This is a genomic window from Paenibacillus sp. CFBP13512, assembly GCF_005233705.1.
Taxonomy (GTDB): domain Bacteria; phylum Bacillota; class Bacilli; order Paenibacillales; family Paenibacillaceae; genus Saccharibacillus; species Saccharibacillus nuruki.
In genome coordinates this window covers 120667-143483 of the sequence record NZ_QGAD01000003.1, presented here as the reverse complement: position 1 = coordinate 143483, position 22817 = coordinate 120667, and the positions used below count along the sequence as shown (strand labels likewise).

Here is a 22817-nt window from a genome sequence, read left to right as displayed (position 1 = left end):
GGTGGAGGATTATCGTATGGCTCGTTCTTTTTTTTCACGCTTGGAAGGCAACAGTCGCGGCTGTCTTGCCTTTGAACCTTTTTTTCTAATCCCTTATAGTATGTTTGCTACGTATGCGACATTGTATATGTATCAACTGGGAATTAGTGAAACCAATATTGGCTGGATCACGACGATCAGTCTAATATTTCAAGTATTTTCTTCATTTATTAGCGGTTATTTAACAGATCGCATGGGACGCAAAAAAGCACTGTTGTATTTTGATATATTTAGTTGGAGTGTAGCTACTCTGGTCTGGGCAGTATCCCAAAACTTTTGGTTTTTCCTTGTTGCTGCAATTATTAATGGGTTTCAACGGGTTCCTGCTACTTCATTTTATTGCTTGCTTGTCGAAGACACGAAGCCAGGTGATCGAACGTATATATTCACATTACTTCAGATTATTGGCGTGATCGGCGGTCTATTTGCTCCTCTAGGCGGTCTACTGGTATATGAATATGGATTGGTATCTGGAATGCGAATTATGTATGTGATTGCTTTTGTACTAATGACCTTTCAATTTATCGGTCGCCATGTGACTACACGTGAGACAGAGATGGGTTATCGCAAAATGAAAGAAACACGTGAATTGGGACTCAAGCAAAGTCTGGTTGACTACAGCGGTGCGATTCATGATATTTTGCAAAGTAAAGGGTTATTGTTGATTTTCAGTGTGTATATTTTGTTCAATTTCCAGACCACTCTCAAAACAACCTACCTCTCGCTCTATCTTGCAGATTATCTACATATTGACGATGGGATCATTTCACTTGTTCCAGCAATTTCGTCATTGATTATGTTGCTGACCTTATGGTTATTGACTCCGCGTATACCGGAAGGTGCTGTATACAAATCAATGATGGCTGGCTTTGCTCTGTCTGTTGTTTCCAATGTAATGCTTGTATTCGGCCCTGTACACAATCTAATCTGGATTGGAATCAGTACCATTTTAGCAGCCATCGGTATGATGATCAGCTCTCCTTATTTGGAGACAGCTGTAGCCAATGCTATTGATGATGAAAAGCGTGCCAAAATCTTCTCTATGCTATCTGTATTAATCCTACTCTTTACTTCACCTGCCGGAATTATCGGAGGATGGGCATATACGCTTGATCCACGTATTCCAATCTGGTTGATTACAGGTGCTTTTGTCGGTTCATACTTGTTAATTTTGATGTATCGTCAAGGTGTTAAGCGTGTACGTGCAGTATAAATATGTATTAAAAAGGGACTTGATGATATATACAAAATATCTTTTTGGTTCCACGTATTAAAAGTCCCTTATTTTCAATTCAAAAAGCATCTTCTCCTCTGCATGTTAATAACAGAGAAAGAAGATGCTTTCTTTTAGTTTACTGAGCCGATCCTAATTGAATCCAAGCTTGTTGAATTTCTTCGACGGCTTGATCTTTGGTTTTACTTTTGCCAATATACGCTTGCATAATCTCGCCGAATTTCTGGTGGAACGTATCTAAAGAATAGTTGACCGATAGATCGCCAGATTTTTCAGTTTTTAAGATTTCTTCCATTTCTTTAGGCATTTGCAAGTCTGGAAGTGGAGCGTCTTTGATCGGTGGGATTACTTTGGCGACTTGAGAGAACCAGTTTTTACCGTAATCTGACGTATACAACCAGTTGAAGAATTCAATCGTTTCTTTAGCTACAGGAGAGTCAGCATTAATACGCAACGCTTGATCTGCGCCTGTAATAATCATCGATTGATCGGCTTTGTCACTAACAGGGTAACCCATAATGCCCATTTTGAAGTCAGGATTGATCTTAATGATCGCTTCTTCATCCCAAGCGCCTTTACCTGTCATTATCGCTGCTTTACCTGAAGCAAAATCACTTACTTCTGCATTGCTATCACGTTCTAGTGGCTTATCTGTACCATACTGAACGGTCGTATCAATAAAAGCAAAGAAGTTATTGTATAATGCAGGGTATTCTTTAATCGTCGTTTCACCTGCAATAAATTTATTGACCAAATCTTTGGAAGTCACACCTGCATCCAGTGCCGCTACATCTACATAGTGTTGGAAAATATGTTTCCATACCCACCATTCTTTGTAAGCGTTCGCGAAAGGAGTAATACCTTTTGCTTCTAATTTCTTAATCGCTTCATCCATCTCTGCGATCGTTTTGGGCGGTTCTGTAATACCTGCTTTGGCAAATAAATCTTTGTTGTAAATCAGTGCGAACAGATTGCCTTTCACTGGTAAGCCCAATACTTTACCATCGGTAGATGTCATATTGGTACGTACCGCATCAGTCATTGCTGCCGCAAGCGGTTCGTTGGTTAAATCTGCACTGTAATCAGCATACGTATCAATATCTCCACCTGCTGTCGTCTGGAATACATCCGGTGTACTTCCCGCTGCGATACGAGATTTGAGGATGGTATTATAGTCGGCTTGCATAATTTCTAGATTGATCGTCACATTTGGTTTTACTTTTTTGTACTCTTCGATATAAGCATTAAATGCATCGGTGTACTCTGGAGAAGCAGTGAACATATTGATCGTTACTGCACCATCTGTACTTCCTCCTGAAGAAGCGGTATCTGTACTGTTACCACAAGCGGCTAACATGGATAAGCTCAGCACAAGGGTAATAGGTAAGACCATCATCTTTTTGAACATATATCTGCCCCCATCTTTCAAATTCGTACGCACATAGCATTCATCATTCAATGCCTCTGCTGTACGGTATAGTCTTATTCTAGTGAAACTCTATTCAGATAAAAATGTAGATAAGTAATCTATTAAGGGTAAAAAAGTGAATTTATGAATACGCTTACTTATTTGCCGTTGTCGATAATTGAGATCTATATTCTGAAGGCGATAATTGATAATAATTGCGAAAAGCTTTGCTAAAATAGTTTTTATCTTTGTAGCCCAACATTTCGGATATTTCTTGTATTTTGAGTCCTTCTTCATTCAATAGCGTTTTGGCTTTCTCCATCCGTAACTGTTGTACATATTCATGAATCCCCATCTGATATTCTTGCTTAAATAACTTCATCAAGTACTCGCGGCTCAAGTAATATTTATCGGTAAACATCGAAATTTTGATGTCTTCAAAATAATGCTGATCAATATACGACCGAATATCGCTGATATGAAAAGACTGCCGACTTCCTCCTGATTGGCGTATCTTTTCTGCATAATACGTAATAATATCGTGAACATGTTGTTCCCACTCAGCCATATTTATAAGATCGAGCGAATGTATCTGTATTCGTTCTTTGCGTTGGCTAGCAATAGTTCCATCTGATTCTAATGACCTCTGATCCAGTTCTCTGGTGATTTCATACAATTGCCCTTCCAAATCATCCAAACTATATTCCGCCATATACAGACTCAGATAAGGAGACTGCTTCATCATGCTGATACATTCATCAGCAATTCGATGAATTTGAGGAAAATGTCCATTTTCAAGCAACGTTCGTATCTGAGACATTCGTGAGCATAAGCTATGCGACTCTACTTTAGAAGCACGTTGTTCATAAGGAATGATTAATGAGCGATTCAATTCCAAAATATTGACTTGCTCAATCATATGTTTTCCTTGCTCATAAGCAGTCGCTAACTGCTTAATATCATTAGACGGCTTGCCTGTACCTGCGATAATTTGAATGTCTAGCAACTGTTCTAAGTTCTGAATTGAACTCCGAACCCGTTGTTGCACAGCATAACGAAGTTCTTGAGGATATGCATGCCGGGCATGATAGATCAGAATCATTTCACGTTCGAGTCGCTGATTGGCAAAACAGAAATAGTGGATTCCATCTTCTGTACATTCATTCAGCACATTCGCAATCGCAAAGTGTAATAGACTGGTATCTCCATAAAAGCGCTGACGGCGTACTTGCTCCAAGTTCAGAATACGCAATACAACCGCTCCATGATAACAGTTCTTATCTTCTGCTCCAATCATCGCTAACATCTCTTCGTTTCCTTGCTTTTTGAACCGTTTCTCGACCAGCGATTGATAGATCGTTTCTTTTAACTTGGGTACAGACATATTAAGTGTGCGATGTTGTTGTATATTGTGCTGATTCTGTTGCTGGCGTTGTTGTAACAGATGAACCGCTTTGCGTAACGTATCATTTAATTCATGTCGATTGACAGGCTTGAGCAAATAATCTAATACTTTTGAACGGATAGCTTGATGAGTATATTCAAAATCGTTGTATCCACTAATCACAATCGTTAACATATCGGGATAGTCTTGTTCGACTTTTTGCAGAAATTCAACACCATTCATTCCCGGCATTTTCATATCGACCATCACTAGATCGATAGGATGTTCACGCAATATCGATAATCCTGCTTGTCCATTGATCGCTTCATAGATATGACTGATCTTCAGACTATCCCACTCTCCCAATATGCGAATTGCTTCACGCAACGGTTCTTCATCATCCAGAATCAAAATACTATACATAAGATTTGCCCCCTTGTGGTATATACATGCTTAATTCTGTTCCTGTGTGATTGCTATCAATAAGTAAACCTGCTTGTTCTCCGTATAAAATTTGTAGACGTGTATGCAGATTTTGCAGCCCTATATGACTGCCTTCACGCTCGATAAATGTTTGTTCAAATGAAGACAGCACTTGCTGTAACCGTTCTGGCGAAATACCGGGTCCATTATCTCGTACCGTAATCAGTACATCTTGATCAGTTAAATGAGCTGTAATCGTAATCATCACGGGTTCAGACACTTGTTCAACCGCATGCTTGATCGAATTTTCAACTAACGATTGAATTGATAATTTGGGGATGGATAACTGAAGCAAAGAATCGTCCCAATCAACTGTCATCTGTAGGCGACTACCAAAGCGTGCTTTTTGTAAAGAAAGATAACGTTCGATATGCTTGAGCTCTTCACTAGCCATTACGATATCTTTACCACCGATACAATAACGAAGTGTTTGCGCTAGATTATCGACCATATCCGCTATATCTAATCTGCCACTTCGCAGGGCTTTGGTTGAAATCGCTTGGAGAGCATTATAGAGAAAATGAGGATTAAGTTCAGCTTCGAGCGCTTTCAAAATCGCATTTTGTTCTACTAATTTCATTCGATAACGTTCATTAATAAGTTCATTGGTATTGCGCACCATATCGTTAAAATGTCGGGTGAGATGAGCAATCTCGTCTTGGCCTTTGACAGTGGCTTCAATCTCAAATTCTCCACTACTGAATCGATTCATCTGTTTGGATAAATGCCCTAAAGGACGGGTAATTTCATTTGCCAAAATCGTTACCAATGCAAATGCAATCAGCAAGAATCCTGCACCAATCAAATAACTCAGATTACGTGTAGTATTAGCGACTTCATAAATCTGGCTATACAAAATAGGCTTCATTAATGTCCATTGATTGGGCTCCGATTGATTGTACATGACCATATAACGCTCATGATCGATTGTCGATGTTAACGGATCACTGGTTTGATTTTGCAACTCGGTAATCAGACCACTAGCCACCATCGACTGATAAAAAGCAGGATCGTCTACATAAAAAGGAATATGATTAGCATCTGTAAAAATAAGATGTTCACCTTCATGGATCGAAGTATCTTGCAAAATCGTATCTCGCGCAGAAGGATTAACATAGAAAGTCAAAATCGCCTGCGGTTGGCGAGAAGCTATCGAACGTAGCACACGATGATACGCCATAAAGCTATCTTGCTGTACCGAATCATTGGGATCTACAGGATTGAGCGCCAGCGATTGAAAGTATTGATTATCGGCTTGTTGGAGCACATGGTTATACCACGGTTGGTTAACTATCTCGCTATCATATCCAGAACGAGAAGCGATATTATATGATTCACGACTGACCGAGTAATATTTCTTTTCTTTGACCATATATAGAGAAATGGCATTCAGATCACTACGTCCAAAATACAATCGGCGTAAATAATTTTCCAGATACATCCGTGAAGCATACTCTTCTTTCTCATTCATAATCGCATGGATAAGGTCATCATATTGCAGTTGTGGCAAAGAATACTGAGCGATCCCTTCCATATAATCTTGTAAATTACGATTGACTAGCAGTAAATTATTAGCGGTACTGTCGATACTATTTTTCACCGATTCTTTGCGAATCATCTGATAAGAGATCACTGTTAATGAGGTCACTACCAAAATAATAACAGATGTGAATAAGATCACGAGCTTGTATAACAATCGACTGGATAATAGATTCCAGATAGCGGTTACTCGTGACTTCATTGCTATAGCATATCGCCTAAAATAGGGATGAGTATTCGTGAATCTACTGTTTACCTTTCTCCCCATTCCCTGTTCATCTCCTATCATTGTATTTCTTTTGCTGTTCACCTTTTTACCCTTAACTGTTTTCTTAAATCCATTTTGAAGAGCGTAACGCCATTCTATAATACAAGTATCAGAAAAAGCTATACATTTTATGTAACCGCTTTATTCTAGAATACGATATCGGATATTATTTTTAGGAAAGAGGTATAGATAATGAAAATGGGGCGAAAATGGTCTGATCGATTGCAATTTGGCATTTTTACTTTACCTGTGCTGATCTGTATTGCAGTTGCTTTTTATATTCCATTCGTAATGACCGTACGTTATTCATTGACCAAATGGAATGGCATCGCCAAGCATCCTAAATTTGTCGGACTCGATAATTTTGAGCGGATTTTTACAGGCGATGCGAACTTTAGCAGTGCAGCATGGTTCACCATCAAATATATGGTGCTTTATATTGTACTGGTTAATGTGTTAGCGATTGTACTGGCGTTAATTCTAGATATGAAATTACGTTCAACCACATGGCTACGAGCAGCATTTTTTGTGCCTTATATTTTGAGTCTAGTGATTGTCGGCTTTATCTGGAAATTTATTTTTATGCAAGGGTTTGAATCGCTTGGAGCTACGACAGGCTGGGGTATTTTTGCGATGAGCTGGTTAGGTGAACCCGGGCTTGCCTTTATCTCGATTCTAGGAGTATCGATCTGGCAATCGGTCGGATTTTATATGGTGATTTATATTGCAGGCTTACAAGCGGTACCCGAAGACCTCAAAGAAGCAGCAACTGTTGATGGCGCAGGTGCTTTCCGCAAATTTTTCAGTATTACATTACCTCTACTCGCTCCATCGATTACGATATCGGTCTTTATGGCGCTCACAAACTCGATCAAAGTATTCGATGTGATCCTTTCATTGACCGGCGGTGGACCTGGTGGAACCACATACAGTGTCGCTTATGATATTTATCGAGATACGTTCCAAAATAATCTATACGGCTATGGTACAGCCAAAGCACTTGTCTTATTTATAGCCGTACTTGTAATCACATTTATTCAACTCGGTATCTTCAAACGCAGGGAGGTTGAAGCCTGATGACATCTGCCAAAACAGGTCGCTTGATTCTTGAAATTGTGATGATTATACTGTCATTATTATTCTTATATCCGCTTATTCTAGCGATTATTAACTCGTTCAAAAGCTTTTCCGAAGTCATGAGCGATGTGATTGCTATGCCTCAACAATTTAATTTAGATAACTATGCGTATGTATGGAAATATATCAATTACCCTCGCTTATTTATCAATAACACTATTATTACTGTGATTGGTTTGGTCGGGATTATTTTGTTCTCGTCTGTAGCTGCTTACAAATTATCACGTACCAATTCCAAGTGGAGCAATACCATATATCTGCTCTGTATTGTGCCTATGTTGATTCCGTTTCAGTCGATTATGCTAACTGTATTGCAATTAGCCAAAAGTCTTCATTTATCAGACAGCACATGGGGATTAGGCATTCTATACTGGGGATTCGGCGCACCCCTTGCTATCTTTATTTATCATGGATTTGTTAAAGGGATTCCTCGCGAAATAGATGAGAGTGCTACGATTGATGGCGCTTCTGGATTTAAGCTATTTTTCTTAGTCATCTTCCCTCTACTCCAATCGGTGACCACCACTATTATTATTATTGATGTGATGTGGATCTGGAATGACTTTCTGTTACCTTTATTGATGGTGAATGGTTCTCCTGCCACCAAAACGCTAACTCTTGCCGCTTATACGTTTGTCGGACAATATACATCAGATTGGCAATATGCGATGACAGCTATGGTTATGGCGGTGTTACCTTCAATTATTGTATTTGTATTATTACAAAAGTATATTGTTAGAGGCGTAGTCGCAGGTGCAGTAAAAGGTTGATTTGCGAAACATAGATGGATATCAATAAATACTTCTGCGATGCTTATCCAAAAGAAATCGTTTGTTAAAATACAAAAGGGAGATATCGAGCGCACATAGGCTGCTCGATATCTCCCTTTCTGGTGTATCTATCAATCTACTTATGAACAATCCATCTAATAGATCATTTTATGACTCTAAATCTATCTGATAGTTTTAATTGAGTGAACGTTTTTTATTGATCAGATATGCTAAATTACTGGCTTTTCACTTTACCGTTTATAAAATCCAGTGCATTTTGTCCAATCTTTTCAGCAGGAGTAATCCCACGGAAGCGAGTCCAGATATCACGATCTACCATAAAGACTTGATTGCTTTTAGCTGCTTTCAAGTTTTTCCAAACAGGTGTTTCTTTCCACTTATTGGTGATGGCTTCAGAATCATCGGTTGCAATAAAAATAATATCAGGATCAAGCGTAGTTAACGTCTCTAGACTTAGTTCAACATAAGGTTCATCTGTATTAGAGATGGCATTTTGGAAACCCATTTCTGTCATAACTTGTCCGGCATAAGAATCGGATGTATGAACATCGAATCCATCTTTACGTGCTACACCGATCAATACTTTTTTGCTACCCATAGCTTCTACTTGTTTTTTCAGATCAGCCATAATCTGATCATGTTGCTTCACTCGTGCGTCTGCTTCTTTTTCTTTGCCGACTGCTTTGGCAATTACTTTGAAATCATCAATACTTTCAGCATAAGAACCTTTACGACTGTTCAATACAATCGTAGGCGCAATCTGATCCAATTGCTCTTTGATCTTCGTATGACGATCACTATCTGCAATAATCAGATCAGGTGAAGCTTCGGTGATTTTTTCTAAGTCTGGTGTCTCACGTTTACCTAAAGGCATATAGTCAAATGCTTTACCTGCTAATTTGGTCATTGCTTCTGGCTTATCATCATCAGCAATTCCGATCGGTGTAACACCAAGTGCCAATAGATCATCTGCAAATGACCATTCCAACGCCACTACTTTTTGAGCAGGTGCAGGCAATGTTGTTGTTCCTATCGTATCTTGAATCGTAATCGCATTGGCATTATTCGTTGTCGTCGCCACTGTCTGATTCGCTGTACTGGTATTTCCGCAACCTGCCAAAATTGCTGTAATCGCACCCACTGTCAATATCGTTTTTGTTAATTTTTTCAGTATCATGTTCCTGTCTCCTTCATATCCGTACCATTATCTTTTATATTTTGTGATAATGATAATTATTCTCAACGTTTGCTATTATAATACGTTGTTCCTTTAAAGTAAACATGTAATGTAAATTCATGAAACAAAGCATTGCATATATTCAACTTCTGTAAGCATTTGTGAGATACAACTGTAAAAACTGCAAAAAGGAAGCCGAATAATACAGATCGGCTTCCTTCTACTTGATAGCGTAGACATGCTTAGTATAGAAATAGTCAGTCTACTTCTATCATACATAGCGTTATAGCTTTAACTTAGTTGGTATCTTTATAAATCGAGGTACTATCCCAATCACGGTGTACATAGGAGATTGGATTGTCGATCGTTCCATACCATTTGTTGTTTCTAAAGTCGCTAGACTCTGGGTACTGTGTCCATGGATAAGCCTGGTCTTGATAAAATAAAGACACTTGTACATTGTCATAGCGTTGATTCATTGTGCGACCTTCGATATTGGTACCGTCAAAAGCTTTCTTGGCAATCGAAGTTACTTTTTTCACTGAAGTCGAATTTGCATCACTATCCGTGAATTTTGTAGGCGCAATCGTGACTTGTGTGCCACCCACGACCATATATGCATTGTAATACGTATCCGATGTTGCTGTTTTGGCTAAATAGAACTGTACGCTATTGATCCGGTTACCATCATACTTCTGGTATGCGGAATCAGCATAGTAAAATCCATTGGAACGAATATACGGCAACCATCTAAATGTACCTGTCTGATAAGCATATCCAGCTTCTATTGAAGCATTATCAGAATCAAATCCATAATAAACCCATGGCTGTTCGCCTGCACCTAGACCGCTTACTTTAGGAAGTGTAATGTCTGATGTAATACTGTCAAAGCCAGAGTACGCCAATTGCTTGCGCTCAAAAGCTCCTGTTGTACCACCATTTACATCTTTGACCGCAGGGCCATTACCACTAATCGGTGGACTTGGTTGATCGCCAACACGCGAAGCTTCAATATCATCATCTTTTTTAGCGGCTCCTAGATAGCCACGTTTGGAACTATACACTTGACCATCTGTACTCATATACAAATAATCTGCATTTTCAAGCTTCTGCACTTCTTTGGATGCACTAGCATCATTACTAGAATTAGTTACCGTCTGATCCATCACGACTTGCTTTTGTTTTTCAAAAAAAGCATTGTCAACTTTCAACGGATCAGCAGAAGCTGTATGTACAGCTGTGAGCGATGCTCCTAACATGAGCATGATGCTCATCGTTCGTAATGTCTTTACTTTTTTCATGCGTACATTCCTCTCTGTTGTGTAAATATAGCGTCATGCTTGCCTACTTTAACACGATTCGTTATCTTTCAGGATAATGACATTCATCATTACCGTGACTATTTTATAAGAAAACGAGTCAGATAGCAAAAAACACACTTTAAATGTTAAATCATCTATCCATTATAATCGTAGGGATTTAGTAATTATTATCTTTTTTTGATAATATTAGATTATTGCTATTGACTACTTATGGAAGGAAGATGAATCCTATGTTGTTACAACGTAAAGCAATTGCCCTCATTTTAGCAGGTATATGTTTGATTCTTTTGGGGATGTACAGTAAAAATATGTTTGTCTATGCACCGACAATAGGTTGGTTTGGTGGTATATTATGTATGTCTTTAGCTACTTTTTTCATATTACGTTCTACCTCTGCGAATTCTAAATAATAGGAAATGGAGCATCGATGATAACGCGACTATTTAAAATTATCTTTGTGACTTGCCCTATAATAGCTGTACTTAGCTTACTAATGAGATTAATTTATCCACAATCGATTGGTTTATTAGCTTTAGCCGCTTTTGCCTACTTTGTGCTGACGTTAACACAAGTTATAGAATTTTCTACGATTGATCCGCAAAAATACAATCCATTTCAACGAATCTTAGCGATTCTTGGATGTTTGGTTTGTTTAGCCGGATTAGCTTATATTGGTTTTATATATAAGCAATAATACTTGGATCGTTACATAATAATTTATTGGATAGCACGCAGCACATTAGCATACAATTTCGCAGTAAGTGGTATACCTAGAGCAATTCCAACACCAGTCCCTGCCACTACTGCTATGACTAGCGTAGGGTTAGCTATTACAAAATACGAAGGATGGTAATTTGATGCAGATGGACTTTGGATACTCGCCTCACTTCGAGCTGATCCTATTGTAAACACACCCCCTAATAATCCAATGACCATTACACTCACAATACCATTTCGTAGCCATTTTATTTTATGATGATTTGAAGAATAAATACTCATTGATTTCACCTCTTTCTCCTCGTCGTTGTTCTGATTTGCTTTTCAACTTTTTAAAAATATTTGTGTATCTGTTTACACCTTTATAATCTATTTCAATGTTACTTTCAGTATTAAAATAACATAGTATAGAAAAAGCCGCCAATTTCTGACGGCTATTTCTATAGTAATGCTTATATTAGAACACACGCTTTTAACCCTTCGGTCCAGCTCCAATTTGTTGAAGCAATCCAAGCAAGTCGGGTTGACCATATTCCTTAACAATTTTCCCTTCAGAAAATTTATAGAAATTCATTGCTTGAACTTGTATCTTCTTGTTTGTGGCTGGAAAACCATAAAAATCACCTGAGTGTGTGCCTCTCATGGTGAAGCGTGCTGCTACCATTTCTTCTTCTGCTACTGTCTCTTCCAATGTCCATTGAATATCTGGAAAGCCACCTCGCATCATATCGATGACTGCGAGGTAACCCATTGGTCCTATCATCGGATCATCTTTTCCAGGACTATAGAATATTGCATCTGATGCGATAAGCTCTTCAGCGAGCTTTGAGTCAGCTGTATTAATGAAATCCGTAAATCTCTTCATCTGATATTTATTGTTTTCTATTGTCATAATCAAATTCCTTTCTAATAAACCCAGTTTTATTTTTAGAAAATCGATAGATGTACTTATATCATTCATATCCAACTTGTAGACATCTCATTTTGTATATTTTTATCGGACATATGCTATATGTACCGGTCTCGACATAATTCCTAGATGTTGGACGAAAGACCAGTGGGCATTGACTGTACGCCACTTGCCATTAATCTGGCGAAAAACGGCTGTTGAGTTCCAAAAAGTCTGAAGTCGTTCTTCTCCATGTTCTCCTACTACAAAATTGCGTAAATTGTAACTGAGTACAGCGAGATCACCAGCTTCACTAATAGCTACATTTGGATCTATATATTCGCTTCGAATAATATTTGGATTTTTATAATGTGTCAAAATATGCTTTTCTACAGCTACTTTACCGATGAGAAGTTTTGCAGTAATCGGATCAAAGTAACTGATATTATTACTATAACTATCGAGATAACCATAACAATCGCCTTGATTCCAACGCTCATTATTTGCGCGTTCGATATCCATAACAATTTCAGTAATTTCGTTATGGTTCATCGTATTCATTTTTCAAACTCCTTTTCTATGTTATATTGATAAGATGCTATATGATCATTTTAGGTGATTTAGAATATGAAATAAAGGCTATATCAGGACTAAAAAAGATATAAAATGGACATTATATTTTTATACAACTTCTCACCGAAAGGAAATATATACTATGAATGTTCAACTAAATCATGATGTCAAAATAGAAGCTCTAGGATATAATCCACCTTCGCCTTATTCATACGACTTAGAAATTTTCAGTTTTTCCGAATTAAAAAAGCGTACACCTAAAGGAAGAATAGATATTAATCATAGATACAAATTCTATATGGTTATTTGCGTGACTCAAGGGGAATGTACTCAATCTATTGATTTTGAACCCGTTTTGTGTAAATCAGGAACTCTGTTTGTAGTCTCTCCTAATCAGGTTCATAACTTTGGAAAAGATGAAGATTGGGAGGGTTGGATTATTTTATTTCGTTCCGAGTTTCTTATACCTAGGTCTTCAACTTTAAATGAACACAAGCTAGCTTTTGATATTGAAAGACTACCCAAAGTGCTAACGCTAACTAATACAGAATTAGATCGAGCTGTTTATTCGATTGCTAGAATGATCGAAGATTCTCTGATCTCAGAACCTACCGAAGATGTCCATATGTTATTACGTTATCAACTTTATACCTTGATGACTTGGCTTCATATTGTGCACAAAAATACTCTTCCCATAACCTATACTCAATTATCACAACGTTTTATTCATTTCCATAAGCTTGTCGAGACACATTTCGCTGAATGGAGTCATGTTAGCGAGTATGCGCACTATTTAAATTGTACTGAAAAAACATTAACCAGAGCTTCTATAGAAGCAACCGGAATGACTGCCAAAGCTTTTATTTCTGCTCGAATGATCTTAGAAGCGAAGCGATTACTTGTGCATACCGATCAATCGGTCAGCCACATTTCAGAATATCTTAACTTCAAAGAAGCAACCCACTTTAGTAAATTTTTCAAAAGAGAAACAGGATATACGCCTTCTGATTTTCGAGAACAAGCCATAGAATGGTAAACAAAAAAACTCTCTAGCGTTAAGAGAGTTTTTTTGTTTAGGTTGTATTATTTTCTATCATGCGTACGAATATACTCTGACCACTTTTCTAACTGTGCTTCAATATCAGTGATCCGAAGTGGCTTAGATACAAAGTCTTGCATTCCACTTTCCATACATAATAACTGTTCTTCTTTGCGAGCAAATGCAGTCACCGCTACAATAATCGGTGAAGATTGATATTGCTGACGAATACGACGTGTTGCCTCCATACCATCCATAATCGGCATATTCACATCCATAAATATCAAATCATATATTTTACGACTGGTCGCTTCTACGGCTGCTGCCCCATTCTCTACAAGGTCTGCCTGATACCCTCGCTTGCTTAATATGGTTAACAATACTTTCTGATTGGTTGCATTGTCTTCAGCTACCAAGATACGTAAAGGGCCATATAATGAAGTCGGTACCGATGGCTGTGCAGTTATTTGTTGTGCAGTCATATCGATTTCAGGATAATCGGCTGCATTTAATGTTAGTGTAAATGCAAAAGTAGCTCCTCGATTAGAATTACTTTCAACCCGAATAGAACCGCCCATCAATTCAATAATCTTTTTGCAAATAGATAATCCTAGACCGGTTCCGCCATATCTACGATTGGTCGCTGTCCCGATCTGAGAGAACGGTTGGAATAACTTGGCTTGTTGATCTTCCGGTATACCGTGCCCTGTATCCTGAATAGAAAATTCTACAACAATCGATTGCGCATCAACTTGTGGCTTCAGATGAGCAGAAATCAATACACCACCATGCTCTGTAAATTTAACAGCATTTCCGACCAAATTGATCAGAACCTGTCGTAATCGATCTTCATCTCCAATAATATAAGAAGGTAACTTGGGATCGATATGTGTATTAATAAACAGTTTCTTTTCCTGTACTGGTGTAACAAAAATATCCGTCACTTGATCGAGTAAATGCTGAATATTGACTTCCCCATACTCCAGCTCCATACGCCCAGCTTCAATTTTACTAAAGTCTAACAACTCGTTTAGAATTTTCAATAATGCATTGTTGCTATCTATAATAATTTCAGCATATTCCCGTTGTTCTTGTGTCTCTAACGTATCGAACAACAGTTCAATCATACCGATCATACCGTTCATTGGCGTACGTAATTCATGACTAATAATTGCCAAGAATTCAGATTTCGCCCGATCTGCTTGTTCAGCAATCTCACGTGCTCGAATCACTTCATTCTCTTCCGTACGATCTCGAAAAACAATTACTGCACCTACACGTTCCCCATTATCAATAATAGGAGTCACACGGTATGAAGCTAAGAAGCTTGAATTATCTTGTCTCCATAATACGGCTTCCTCACGGTAAAGAGGTTGTCCATCTGACAGAGAACGCATAATCGGGGTATCTCCCGCCAGCGCTGGGCTTCCATCTGGCTGACTTTGCTCGATCTGCTTCAAATGATATTCATTCATCATAAGATTGACATCGTACCCTAACATCGCTGATCCGGCTGGATTAATAAACGTTGTATTGCCTTCCAGATCGACGCCGAATATCCCTTCAGATACTGAATTTAAAATAAGCTCTTGCTGATTACTTAAATTTTTTATTTTAGCTAAATACTGATTACGCTCGGTAATATCGTTAATAATCCCATACACACCAACCACTTCATTTTCTACATAAATCGGTACATTGGTAACATGAACTTCAATAATATGACCATCTTTGTGAAAAGTGCGTATTTCGTACGTCTGTGTCTCACCTTTTTTGGCTAATTCAAAATGATAATTGGTTCTAGCTAGATCGTCAGGATGAGCCACAGGTTCAAAAGGTTTATTTTTCAAATCTTCATTCGTATAACCTAGAAGATCCTCCATGCTTTTATTCATAGCCAAATAAGTGCCATCTATACTTAAAGCATTAATACCTGTAGGATTATGTTCAAATAACGATTTGTAACGACTTTCGCTTTCACGCAGTCTTTTTTCTTGTTCACGCCGTTCGGTAATATCCCGTGAGACAGCTACAACATATTCCAATTCGCCTTGTTCATCATACGTATATCGACAAGTCGTTTCAGACCACATATACGTTCCATCTTTACGTTTAAAACGGAAAATAACCGCTTCTGGATCGGATTGCACATATTGAACGGCTGTTAAGTAGTTACGTACTTTCTCTACATCATCTTCATGTACATAACTTAGTCCATTTTTACCCAACATTTCTTCTGGGGTATAACCAAGCAATGTTTTACAGGCGGGTGAAGCATATAAGTATGTCACGTCACTATTGGCTACATGCCTAGAAATCAAATCAGATGTATGATCTGTAATAAGACGCATTTGCCACTCGCTGTATTGCAATTGTTCTTCAATCAATTTACGTTCTGTGATATCACGAGTAATAGATAGCACTTCTTTTTTGCGACCTTGTTCATCGTACAAATAATGACAAGCCGATTCTGCCCAGAAAAACGAACCGTCTTTGCGCAAAATCCGGTATACAATCGTTACATGATGATTCATAATCAGACTGACATTAATATATTCAATAACTTGAGGAGCATCTTCTGGATGTATATAGAGATATCCACTGGTTCCTAGCAATTCTTCTGGGGTATAGCCTGTTAATGTATATGCTGCATCAGATACTGACAAATAGGTAGATGCTGTATTGATCTGATGACGACTAATCATATCGTTAGAATAATCCATAATATTTTGATAATGCTTTTCATTCGATAGTAATCGTTGGTATACTTCTTTGCTTATGGTTACTTCACTCATATCTGCCTAACGCTCCCTTATGTTGAGCAATGCTGTAGCCTAATATAATAATCGATTTAGAAGATATTTTTTAATAAAGCTTCTCTTATAGATATATCGTCAGAACAGTGAGGACAATTCACTTTTCCTCCTAAATAAGCTAGCTGGGTTACCCGATATGTCATTTGCAATGAAGTCATATACGTATATAACCATTTCAGATCCTCTTGGTTCTGATATTCCGCATCCGGTCGTATTTTTTGATAGTTTGCTTCTATATTCATCACTGGATCTGTAGGATAAGCTCGCCATTCGGTGAGTTCACTATTTTGATCGGTCCATATATAGAGATCTTGATCACAATTAGGACATGCCCCTATGTATTCTTCACCATCACTGTACATAAGAAAACATTTCGCCCAATGTCGGTATCCTTGCAAAGCAGCTATAGCAGCTAAAAGATGAATCTTTTCACTCTCTTCAACCTCATAGATCTGTGTGATAATTTTGTCTAAAACGGACTCTAACCTTAGTATCGATTGTTGATACGATTGGTATACATCCACTACTTCTTCAGTATCTAAATCTGTAAAATAATCATACCACTCTTTAGATGGTTCATGAGTGTCTTCACCTATAGGCAATTCATTCCACGCTTCAAACATTCCACATACGATATAAATATCCAGTTGAGTCTGAAGATCAGAAGCTTCCAGTGCCATCTGTACCAAATACGGAACCGATACGTACGTACTAGGATAAATTGTGTTCTGATGATATAACTCTTCATAATATAATTCGTTTGCTTGCTCTTGATCATAATGTTGTTGTAATGATGTGATAAGTGAAGGAATATGTCCACCGTTACCATACGGCCCGTGGAGAAGTTCCCATTTTGTACTGGTTAGATTAAGCATATGTATTTCCACCTTTTACTGTTATTTAGAGTATCTCATCGATAACTTAATCAAAAGCAAGAATCATCTCTACCTCTTGATTGATTTATCCATATAGATAGTGCACGTTATAACCAAATCATCCTATACAAAATAAGAAAAGGCTACCCGTTATCTTTTATTTTGCGGGTAGCCTTTTCTGGCTTCACTCATTGAGCTTAACCTACTATTTTGAATCATTATGCGACCTTAAGATTCAGATGCTTTACGATACACTTCTAGATATTCTTGCGCAGATACCTGCCAGCTATATTCGCCAGTGATCGCATTTTTCACAACTTTTTTCCACTCTTTAGGTTGATTATAAATAGATAATGCACGACGAATAGTGAATAACATATCATGTGCATTGTAAGCAGCAAATGTAAATCCTGTACCTTCGCCTGTAAATTCGTTATACGATTGTACCGTATCATTCAATCCACCGGTTTCACGAACAATTGGAATACTACCATAACGCATCGCTAACAATTGACTGATCCCGCAAGGTTCGAATTTGGAAGGCATTAAGAACATATCACTACCTGCATAGAAACGGCGTGCTACGCCTTCACTGAATCTAATCTCTGCCGCAAGCTTAGTAGAGTGACGAGACAGCGCTTCACGGAACCAATCTTCGTATTCTTGCTCACCTGTGCCCAAGATAACAAACTGTACATCATCATAATATAATAGTTCATCAAGTACACGAGTGACTAGATCTAATCCTTTCGATTCAGCCAAGCGAGTAACCATAGAAATCATAGGGATTTTAGCATCAATTGGTAATCCTAATTCTTCTTGTAGTGCCAACTTATTAGCTGTACGCTTCGCTGTTGCACTACGATAATTACTGGTTAGATACGTATCTGTTGCTGGATTATAACTCTTCGTATCAATTCCATTCACAATCCCGTGCAAGCGATCACCGAGTGAGCCTAACAACCCTTCTAATCCATAGCCATAATAAGGCATTTTGATTTCTTCTGCATAGGTTGGACTTACCGTAGTCACTTGATCAGCGAACACGATTCCACCTTTCATAAAGCTTACATTACCATGATATTCGATTCCCTCAGATTGGAAATAACGATCATCCATGCCAAGTAAATCACCCAATACAGAATAAGGGAAAATACCTTGATATAGCAGATTATGAATCGTAAATACACTATGGATATCTGCATAGAACGGGTTATAACGGTATTGTGCTTTAAGTAACATCGGTACCATGCCTGTATGCCAATCATGAGCATGAATAATATCAGGTTGGAATTCGATCACTGGTAAAATATCTAACACAGCACGGTTAAAGAAAGCAAAACGCTCCCCATCATCTCCATACCCGTAGATCCCATCACGTCCAAAATAATACTCGTTATCGATCATATATACGGTCACACCATTTTCGATATATTGCATAATACCGCAATATTGACTACGCCATCCCACTTGTACTTGAATCACTTTTAATAAGACAGACTTCTCACGAATGGGTGCAGGGATACTTTTATAAAAGGGTAATACGATCCGTACATCTGCCCCTTCTTTTTGAAGAGCTTGAGGCAATGCGCCGATAACGTCAGCAAGACCTCCTGTTTTGATAAAAGGATTCGCTTCTGCTGCTGCAAATAAAATATTCATCGTTTATGTCCTCCTTCTATGATTTGCGTCTATTGGAAGTGCGACGCTTTAATATAAGCACACTAAGTGGTGGTAAAGTGATTTCTATACTTTGCTCTTGCTGATGGAACGGTTCTTTTTCAGAAAAGACTAATGATTCTGTTCGTCCACCTGTTCCGCCAAAACGAGGCTCATCACTATTCCATATCTCTTCATATGTTCCTGCTTTCGGTACACCTACACGGTAATTCACTTGTGGAATCGGTTGGAAATTGATCGCAATAATCAGTGTATCGTTAGTTTTCTTACCTTTACGCATATACGTAATCACACTACGTGCAGCATCGTCTGCATTTAACCATTCATACCCTTCCCACTCATGATCTTGTTCCCACAAAGCAGGTAATTGTAGATAGAGATGATTTAGCTCGCGTGTGTAACTTTTCATTTTCTGATGCATATCGTATTCAAGCAGTAACCAATCCAACTGATCTTGATCTTTCCATTCGATAAATTGTCCAAATTCGCCACCCATAAATAATAACTTTTTGCCCGGGTGGGTCATCTGATAAGCTAGTAACAGACGTAGTCCTGCGAACTTCTGCTCATAGCTACCCGGCATTTTATCAAGTAGCGACTTCTTACCATGCACCACTTCATCATGAGAAAGAGGTAACGTGGAATTTTCTGCAAATGCATAGGTGATCGGGAACGTTAACAGATTATGTTTACTAGGGCGTTGGTCGAAATCTGATTCGACATAGTCTAGGGTATCGTTCATCCAACCCATACTCCATTTATAATTAAATCCAAGCCCATTTTCATGTGCAGGCTTCGTCACACCCGGCCACGCACTGGATTCTTCTGCCATCATCAGAGCATGAGGATAATATTGAAAAATCGTTTTGTTGAGCTGTTGCAAAAACGAGATCGCTTCTTTATTTTCAGCTCCACCTTGTTCGTTCGGCTTCCAGCCTCCAACCGTTTCTCTACCAAAATCAAGTCGGATCATACTGGTGACTGCATCGACACGCAGACCATCAAAATGGAACATTTCCATCCAATATAAGGCACTCGATATTAGAAAAGAACGAACTTCTGGCTTACCAAAGTCAAATGATAATGTGCCCCATCCGATCTTTTCAGCTCGATCTGGGTCAGCATATTCATATAGTGGTGTACCATCAAACATTCTCAGACCATGTGCGTCTTTGGTGAAATGTCCTGGAACCCAGTCTAAGATCACACCGATATTTGCTTGGTGACAAGCATCTACAAAATACATTAACTCTTGTGGCGTTCCATAACGACTGGTTGGTGCAAAATAGCCAGTACTTTGATAACCCCATGATAGATCATACGGATGTTCGGTTAGTGGCATCAATTCCAAATGCGTATATCCCATATCTACCAAATAAGGAATTAGGATATCTGCCAACTCACGATAGGTATAAAAGCTCCCATCTTCTTTTTGTTTCCATGTTCCAAAATGCATTTCATAAATATTAAGTGGTTTACGATAAGGTGCGCGACGTTTGCGTCTCCATACCGCATCATTCCATGTATACCCTGCTAATGAAGAAACAACAGAAGCCGTCGCTGGTCGAACTTCAGCATAATGCGCATACGGATCAGCTTTAAGAAAAGGCACCCCATTAGATGGAGTAATATGATATTTATACAGACTGCCTTCATGAACATTCGGCAGAAATCCTGTCCATACTCCTGAGTTGGGAAGCTTATGTAATGGATGATGTTCGCCATCCCAATTGTTCCAGTCTGCTGCGACTCCGACATGTATGGCATCAGGCGCCCATACCGTAAAGCGTACACCAGACTCTCCATTTTCTGACGTCACATGAGACCCAAAGTGACGATACGTATGATAATTTGTGCCTTCATGAAAAAGATAAAGTTCCTCAGGAGTTGGTTCTCCATAAACTGTTCGTTTTTGACTCAAAAAATCACCCCCGCTACATAGTAGATGTATGTTTATTTTTTACATTATTTTATATCTTCTACTTCTATTCTAGTTTATTATCCTTCTGATTAGAATAGGTAAACGATTTAAGTCACTAACCACAATTATTACCCGTATTTGTTCCAGTTGAAAAGACCTTTCTACGCAATTAGGGGAACAAAGAATTGGTTAATGAAAAAATTTTACAATAAACTTGTTTCAACCAATATCTTTCAAGGTTATAAATTATTACATCATCACGAGCGTTGTCACTATACAGTTGGAGGGAAAAGTTAATGAAAAATCAAAAGTGTGTTGCTATGTTGCTGGCCGGAGGAGAAGGGCGCAGACTCGCACCACTTACATCAATTGTAGCCAAACCAGCAGTTCCGTTTGGTGGAGACTTCAAGATTATTGATTTTCCTCTCAGTAATTGCGTGAATTCAGGCATTGATACGATCGGTGTACTGACGCAATATGAAGCAGCATCGCTTCATGACCATATCGATCAAGGGGATGCTTGGTCCACATCCGATCTTCAAATGAACATCTCTCTGTTGTCTTCTGAAGCAACAGGTGAATATATGGGAACAGCAGACGCGATCACGAAAAATATCGCTTATCTTGATGCGCTTAATCCTGAAAATGTTTTGATTCTTTCAGGCGATCATATTTATCACATGGATTATAGTGATATGATTAACTACCATCAAGAACACAATGCTATGGCAACTATTTCTGTTATGGAAGTTCCATGGGAAGAAGCAAGTCGCTTTGGTGTGATGAGTACTGACTCTTCAATGAATATTACCAAATTCTCTGAAAAGCCTGCTCAACCAGAAAGTAATCTAGCTTCTATGGGAATTTACGTATTTAACTGGCAATATCTTAGACGTCATCTAATCGAAGATGCAGTCAAAGCAGATTCCAATCATGATTTTGGTAAAGATATTATTCCGCAAATGTTGGCAGAACACCAAATCGTGGTAGCTTACGAATTCCAAGGGTACTGGAGAGACGTAGGTACAATCGATAGCTTATGGGAAGCGCATATGGATATTTTAAGTCAAGATCAACAGTTTGAACTTAAAAATGAAGCTTGGCCTATGTTCTCACCTAGTTTAAATGCTACAAATACGATCACTCGTGAACGTCAAGTTCCTCAATGTTCTATGGTTAGCGATCAAGCGGTATTAGAAGGCGATGTACAACGTTCTGTTGTATTTAACAACGCTGAAATCGGTAAGTTCGCCGATGTTCGTCACAGTGTAATTATGCCAGGTGCAATTGTAGGCAAAAATGCTCGTGTAGAATATGCGATTGTCGCTGAAGGGGCAGTCATCAAAGAAGGAGCAGTCATCAAAGGTACTGCTGATGATATCAAAGTTGTTGCTCCTTACGAGATTATCCATGCTAAACCTGTTGTTCGTACACAACCTGCTCGCTTACTTCAAGAAGTTTATGATAAATCCACTAGATTGCGTGCGGGCGGATTATAATTTATTACATCCTTTTGGTAAATAAA

At 38.4% G+C, this 22817-nt stretch carries 19 protein-coding genes; 7 read left to right on the top strand and 12 right to left on the bottom strand.

Translation table 11 applies throughout. The features are described 5' to 3' along the window. Positions 1 to 16: 16 nt before the first annotated feature. Positions 17 to 1252 carry an MFS transporter gene (locus tag PaeCFBP13512_RS05090; RefSeq protein WP_069328154.1) on the top strand — a complete coding sequence of 412 codons (1236 nt, stop codon included), beginning with the start codon at positions 17 to 19 and terminating at the stop codon, positions 1250 to 1252. A gap of 139 nt (positions 1253 to 1391) precedes the next feature. Here the strand turns inward: PaeCFBP13512_RS05090 and PaeCFBP13512_RS05085 are convergent, their stop codons facing one another. From PaeCFBP13512_RS05085 to PaeCFBP13512_RS05075, 3 genes are all read right to left on the bottom strand, one after another. Next, complete coding sequence (locus PaeCFBP13512_RS05085) at positions 1392 to 2681, bottom strand: ABC transporter substrate-binding protein (protein WP_137222014.1); 1290 nt, start codon at positions 2679 to 2681, stop codon at positions 1392 to 1394. Positions 2682 to 2835: 154 nt separating this feature from the next. Further along, positions 2836 to 4488 (bottom strand): response regulator transcription factor, encoded by a 1653-nt coding sequence (locus tag PaeCFBP13512_RS05080; RefSeq protein WP_137221600.1) that lies wholly within the window; start codon positions 4486 to 4488, stop codon positions 2836 to 2838. Continuing rightward, positions 4481 to 6289, bottom strand: coding sequence for a sensor histidine kinase (locus tag PaeCFBP13512_RS05075; RefSeq protein ID WP_137221598.1), 1809 nt, complete (start codon positions 6287 to 6289; stop codon positions 4481 to 4483). Before PaeCFBP13512_RS05075 ends, PaeCFBP13512_RS05080 begins: the two co-directional genes overlap by 8 nt. Before the next feature lie 258 nt (positions 6290 to 6547). Here PaeCFBP13512_RS05075 and PaeCFBP13512_RS05070 point away from each other — a divergent pair, with 258 nt between their 5' ends. Both PaeCFBP13512_RS05070 and PaeCFBP13512_RS05065 read left to right on the top strand, forming a co-directional pair. Further along, positions 6548 to 7432, top strand: a complete 885-nt coding sequence (locus tag PaeCFBP13512_RS05070) for a carbohydrate ABC transporter permease (RefSeq protein ID WP_206665599.1) — start codon at positions 6548 to 6550, stop codon at positions 7430 to 7432. Continuing rightward, a complete protein-coding gene (locus tag PaeCFBP13512_RS05065) occupies positions 7432 to 8262 on the top strand; it encodes a carbohydrate ABC transporter permease (RefSeq protein WP_137221596.1) in 831 nt (276 codons plus the stop codon). Before PaeCFBP13512_RS05070 ends, PaeCFBP13512_RS05065 begins: the two co-directional genes overlap by 1 nt. A gap of 235 nt (positions 8263 to 8497) precedes the next feature. On the opposite strand, the gene PaeCFBP13512_RS05060 is transcribed toward PaeCFBP13512_RS05065, so the two are convergent. Both PaeCFBP13512_RS05060 and PaeCFBP13512_RS05055 read right to left on the bottom strand, forming a co-directional pair. Next, positions 8498 to 9460: an ABC transporter substrate-binding protein gene (locus PaeCFBP13512_RS05060; protein WP_137221594.1), complete on the bottom strand. Its 963-nt coding sequence runs from the start codon at positions 9458 to 9460 to the stop codon at positions 8498 to 8500. Positions 9461 to 9756: 296 nt separating this feature from the next. Continuing rightward, positions 9757 to 10761 (bottom strand): hypothetical protein, encoded by a 1005-nt coding sequence (locus PaeCFBP13512_RS05055; RefSeq protein ID WP_137221592.1) that lies wholly within the window; start codon positions 10759 to 10761, stop codon positions 9757 to 9759. A 251-nt stretch (positions 10762 to 11012) separates the two neighbouring features. Between PaeCFBP13512_RS05055 and PaeCFBP13512_RS05050 the strand changes: the two genes are divergently transcribed. Both PaeCFBP13512_RS05050 and PaeCFBP13512_RS05045 read left to right on the top strand, forming a co-directional pair. Further along, positions 11013 to 11192 carry a hypothetical protein gene (locus PaeCFBP13512_RS05050; protein WP_137221590.1) on the top strand — a complete coding sequence of 60 codons (180 nt, stop codon included), beginning with the start codon at positions 11013 to 11015 and terminating at the stop codon, positions 11190 to 11192. Positions 11193 to 11275: 83 nt separating this feature from the next. Next, on the top strand, positions 11276 to 11476 hold the full coding sequence (locus PaeCFBP13512_RS05045; RefSeq protein ID WP_137221588.1) for a hypothetical protein: 201 nt from the start codon (positions 11276 to 11278) through the stop codon (positions 11474 to 11476). 23 nt (positions 11477 to 11499) lie between these two features. On the opposite strand, the gene PaeCFBP13512_RS05040 is transcribed toward PaeCFBP13512_RS05045, so the two are convergent. From PaeCFBP13512_RS05040 to PaeCFBP13512_RS05030, 3 genes are all read right to left on the bottom strand, one after another. Beyond that, positions 11500 to 11781 (bottom strand): hypothetical protein, encoded by a 282-nt coding sequence (locus tag PaeCFBP13512_RS05040; RefSeq protein ID WP_137221586.1) that lies wholly within the window; start codon positions 11779 to 11781, stop codon positions 11500 to 11502. Between the two features lie 190 nt (positions 11782 to 11971). Beyond that, a complete protein-coding gene (locus PaeCFBP13512_RS05035; RefSeq protein WP_241669285.1) occupies positions 11972 to 12460 on the bottom strand; it encodes an ester cyclase in 489 nt (162 codons plus the stop codon). Between the two features lie 33 nt (positions 12461 to 12493). After that, positions 12494 to 12949 carry a YybH family protein gene (locus PaeCFBP13512_RS05030; protein WP_137221584.1) on the bottom strand — a complete coding sequence of 152 codons (456 nt, stop codon included), beginning with the start codon at positions 12947 to 12949 and terminating at the stop codon, positions 12494 to 12496. A gap of 154 nt (positions 12950 to 13103) precedes the next feature. Between PaeCFBP13512_RS05030 and PaeCFBP13512_RS05025 the strand changes: the two genes are divergently transcribed. Beyond that, positions 13104 to 13997 carry a helix-turn-helix domain-containing protein gene (locus tag PaeCFBP13512_RS05025; protein WP_137221582.1) on the top strand — a complete coding sequence of 298 codons (894 nt, stop codon included), beginning with the start codon at positions 13104 to 13106 and terminating at the stop codon, positions 13995 to 13997. 47 nt (positions 13998 to 14044) lie between these two features. Here PaeCFBP13512_RS05025 and PaeCFBP13512_RS05020 read toward each other — a convergent pair whose 3' ends face one another. From PaeCFBP13512_RS05020 to glgB, 4 genes are all read right to left on the bottom strand, one after another. Continuing rightward, the gene (locus tag PaeCFBP13512_RS05020; RefSeq protein ID WP_137221580.1) at positions 14045 to 16795 is read right to left on the bottom strand and encodes a PAS domain-containing hybrid sensor histidine kinase/response regulator; all 2751 of its coding nucleotides are present in this window, start codon (positions 16793 to 16795) and stop codon (positions 14045 to 14047) included. Positions 16796 to 16851: 56 nt separating this feature from the next. Further along, positions 16852 to 17691, bottom strand: a complete 840-nt coding sequence (locus tag PaeCFBP13512_RS05015) for a hypothetical protein (protein ID WP_137221578.1) — start codon at positions 17689 to 17691, stop codon at positions 16852 to 16854. Positions 17692 to 17919: 228 nt separating this feature from the next. Further along, a complete protein-coding gene (gene glgA / locus PaeCFBP13512_RS05010; RefSeq protein WP_069325950.1) occupies positions 17920 to 19353 on the bottom strand; it encodes a glycogen synthase GlgA in 1434 nt (477 codons plus the stop codon). A gap of 16 nt (positions 19354 to 19369) precedes the next feature. Further along, entirely contained in the window at positions 19370 to 21292 is a 1923-nt protein-coding gene (gene glgB, locus PaeCFBP13512_RS05005; RefSeq protein WP_069325951.1) for a 1,4-alpha-glucan branching protein GlgB, read from the bottom strand. A 296-nt stretch (positions 21293 to 21588) separates the two neighbouring features. Here glgB and PaeCFBP13512_RS05000 point away from each other — a divergent pair, with 296 nt between their 5' ends. Further along, positions 21589 to 22791: a glucose-1-phosphate adenylyltransferase gene (locus PaeCFBP13512_RS05000; protein WP_137221576.1), complete on the top strand. Its 1203-nt coding sequence runs from the start codon at positions 21589 to 21591 to the stop codon at positions 22789 to 22791. The last annotated feature ends 26 nt before the right edge of the window (positions 22792 to 22817 follow it).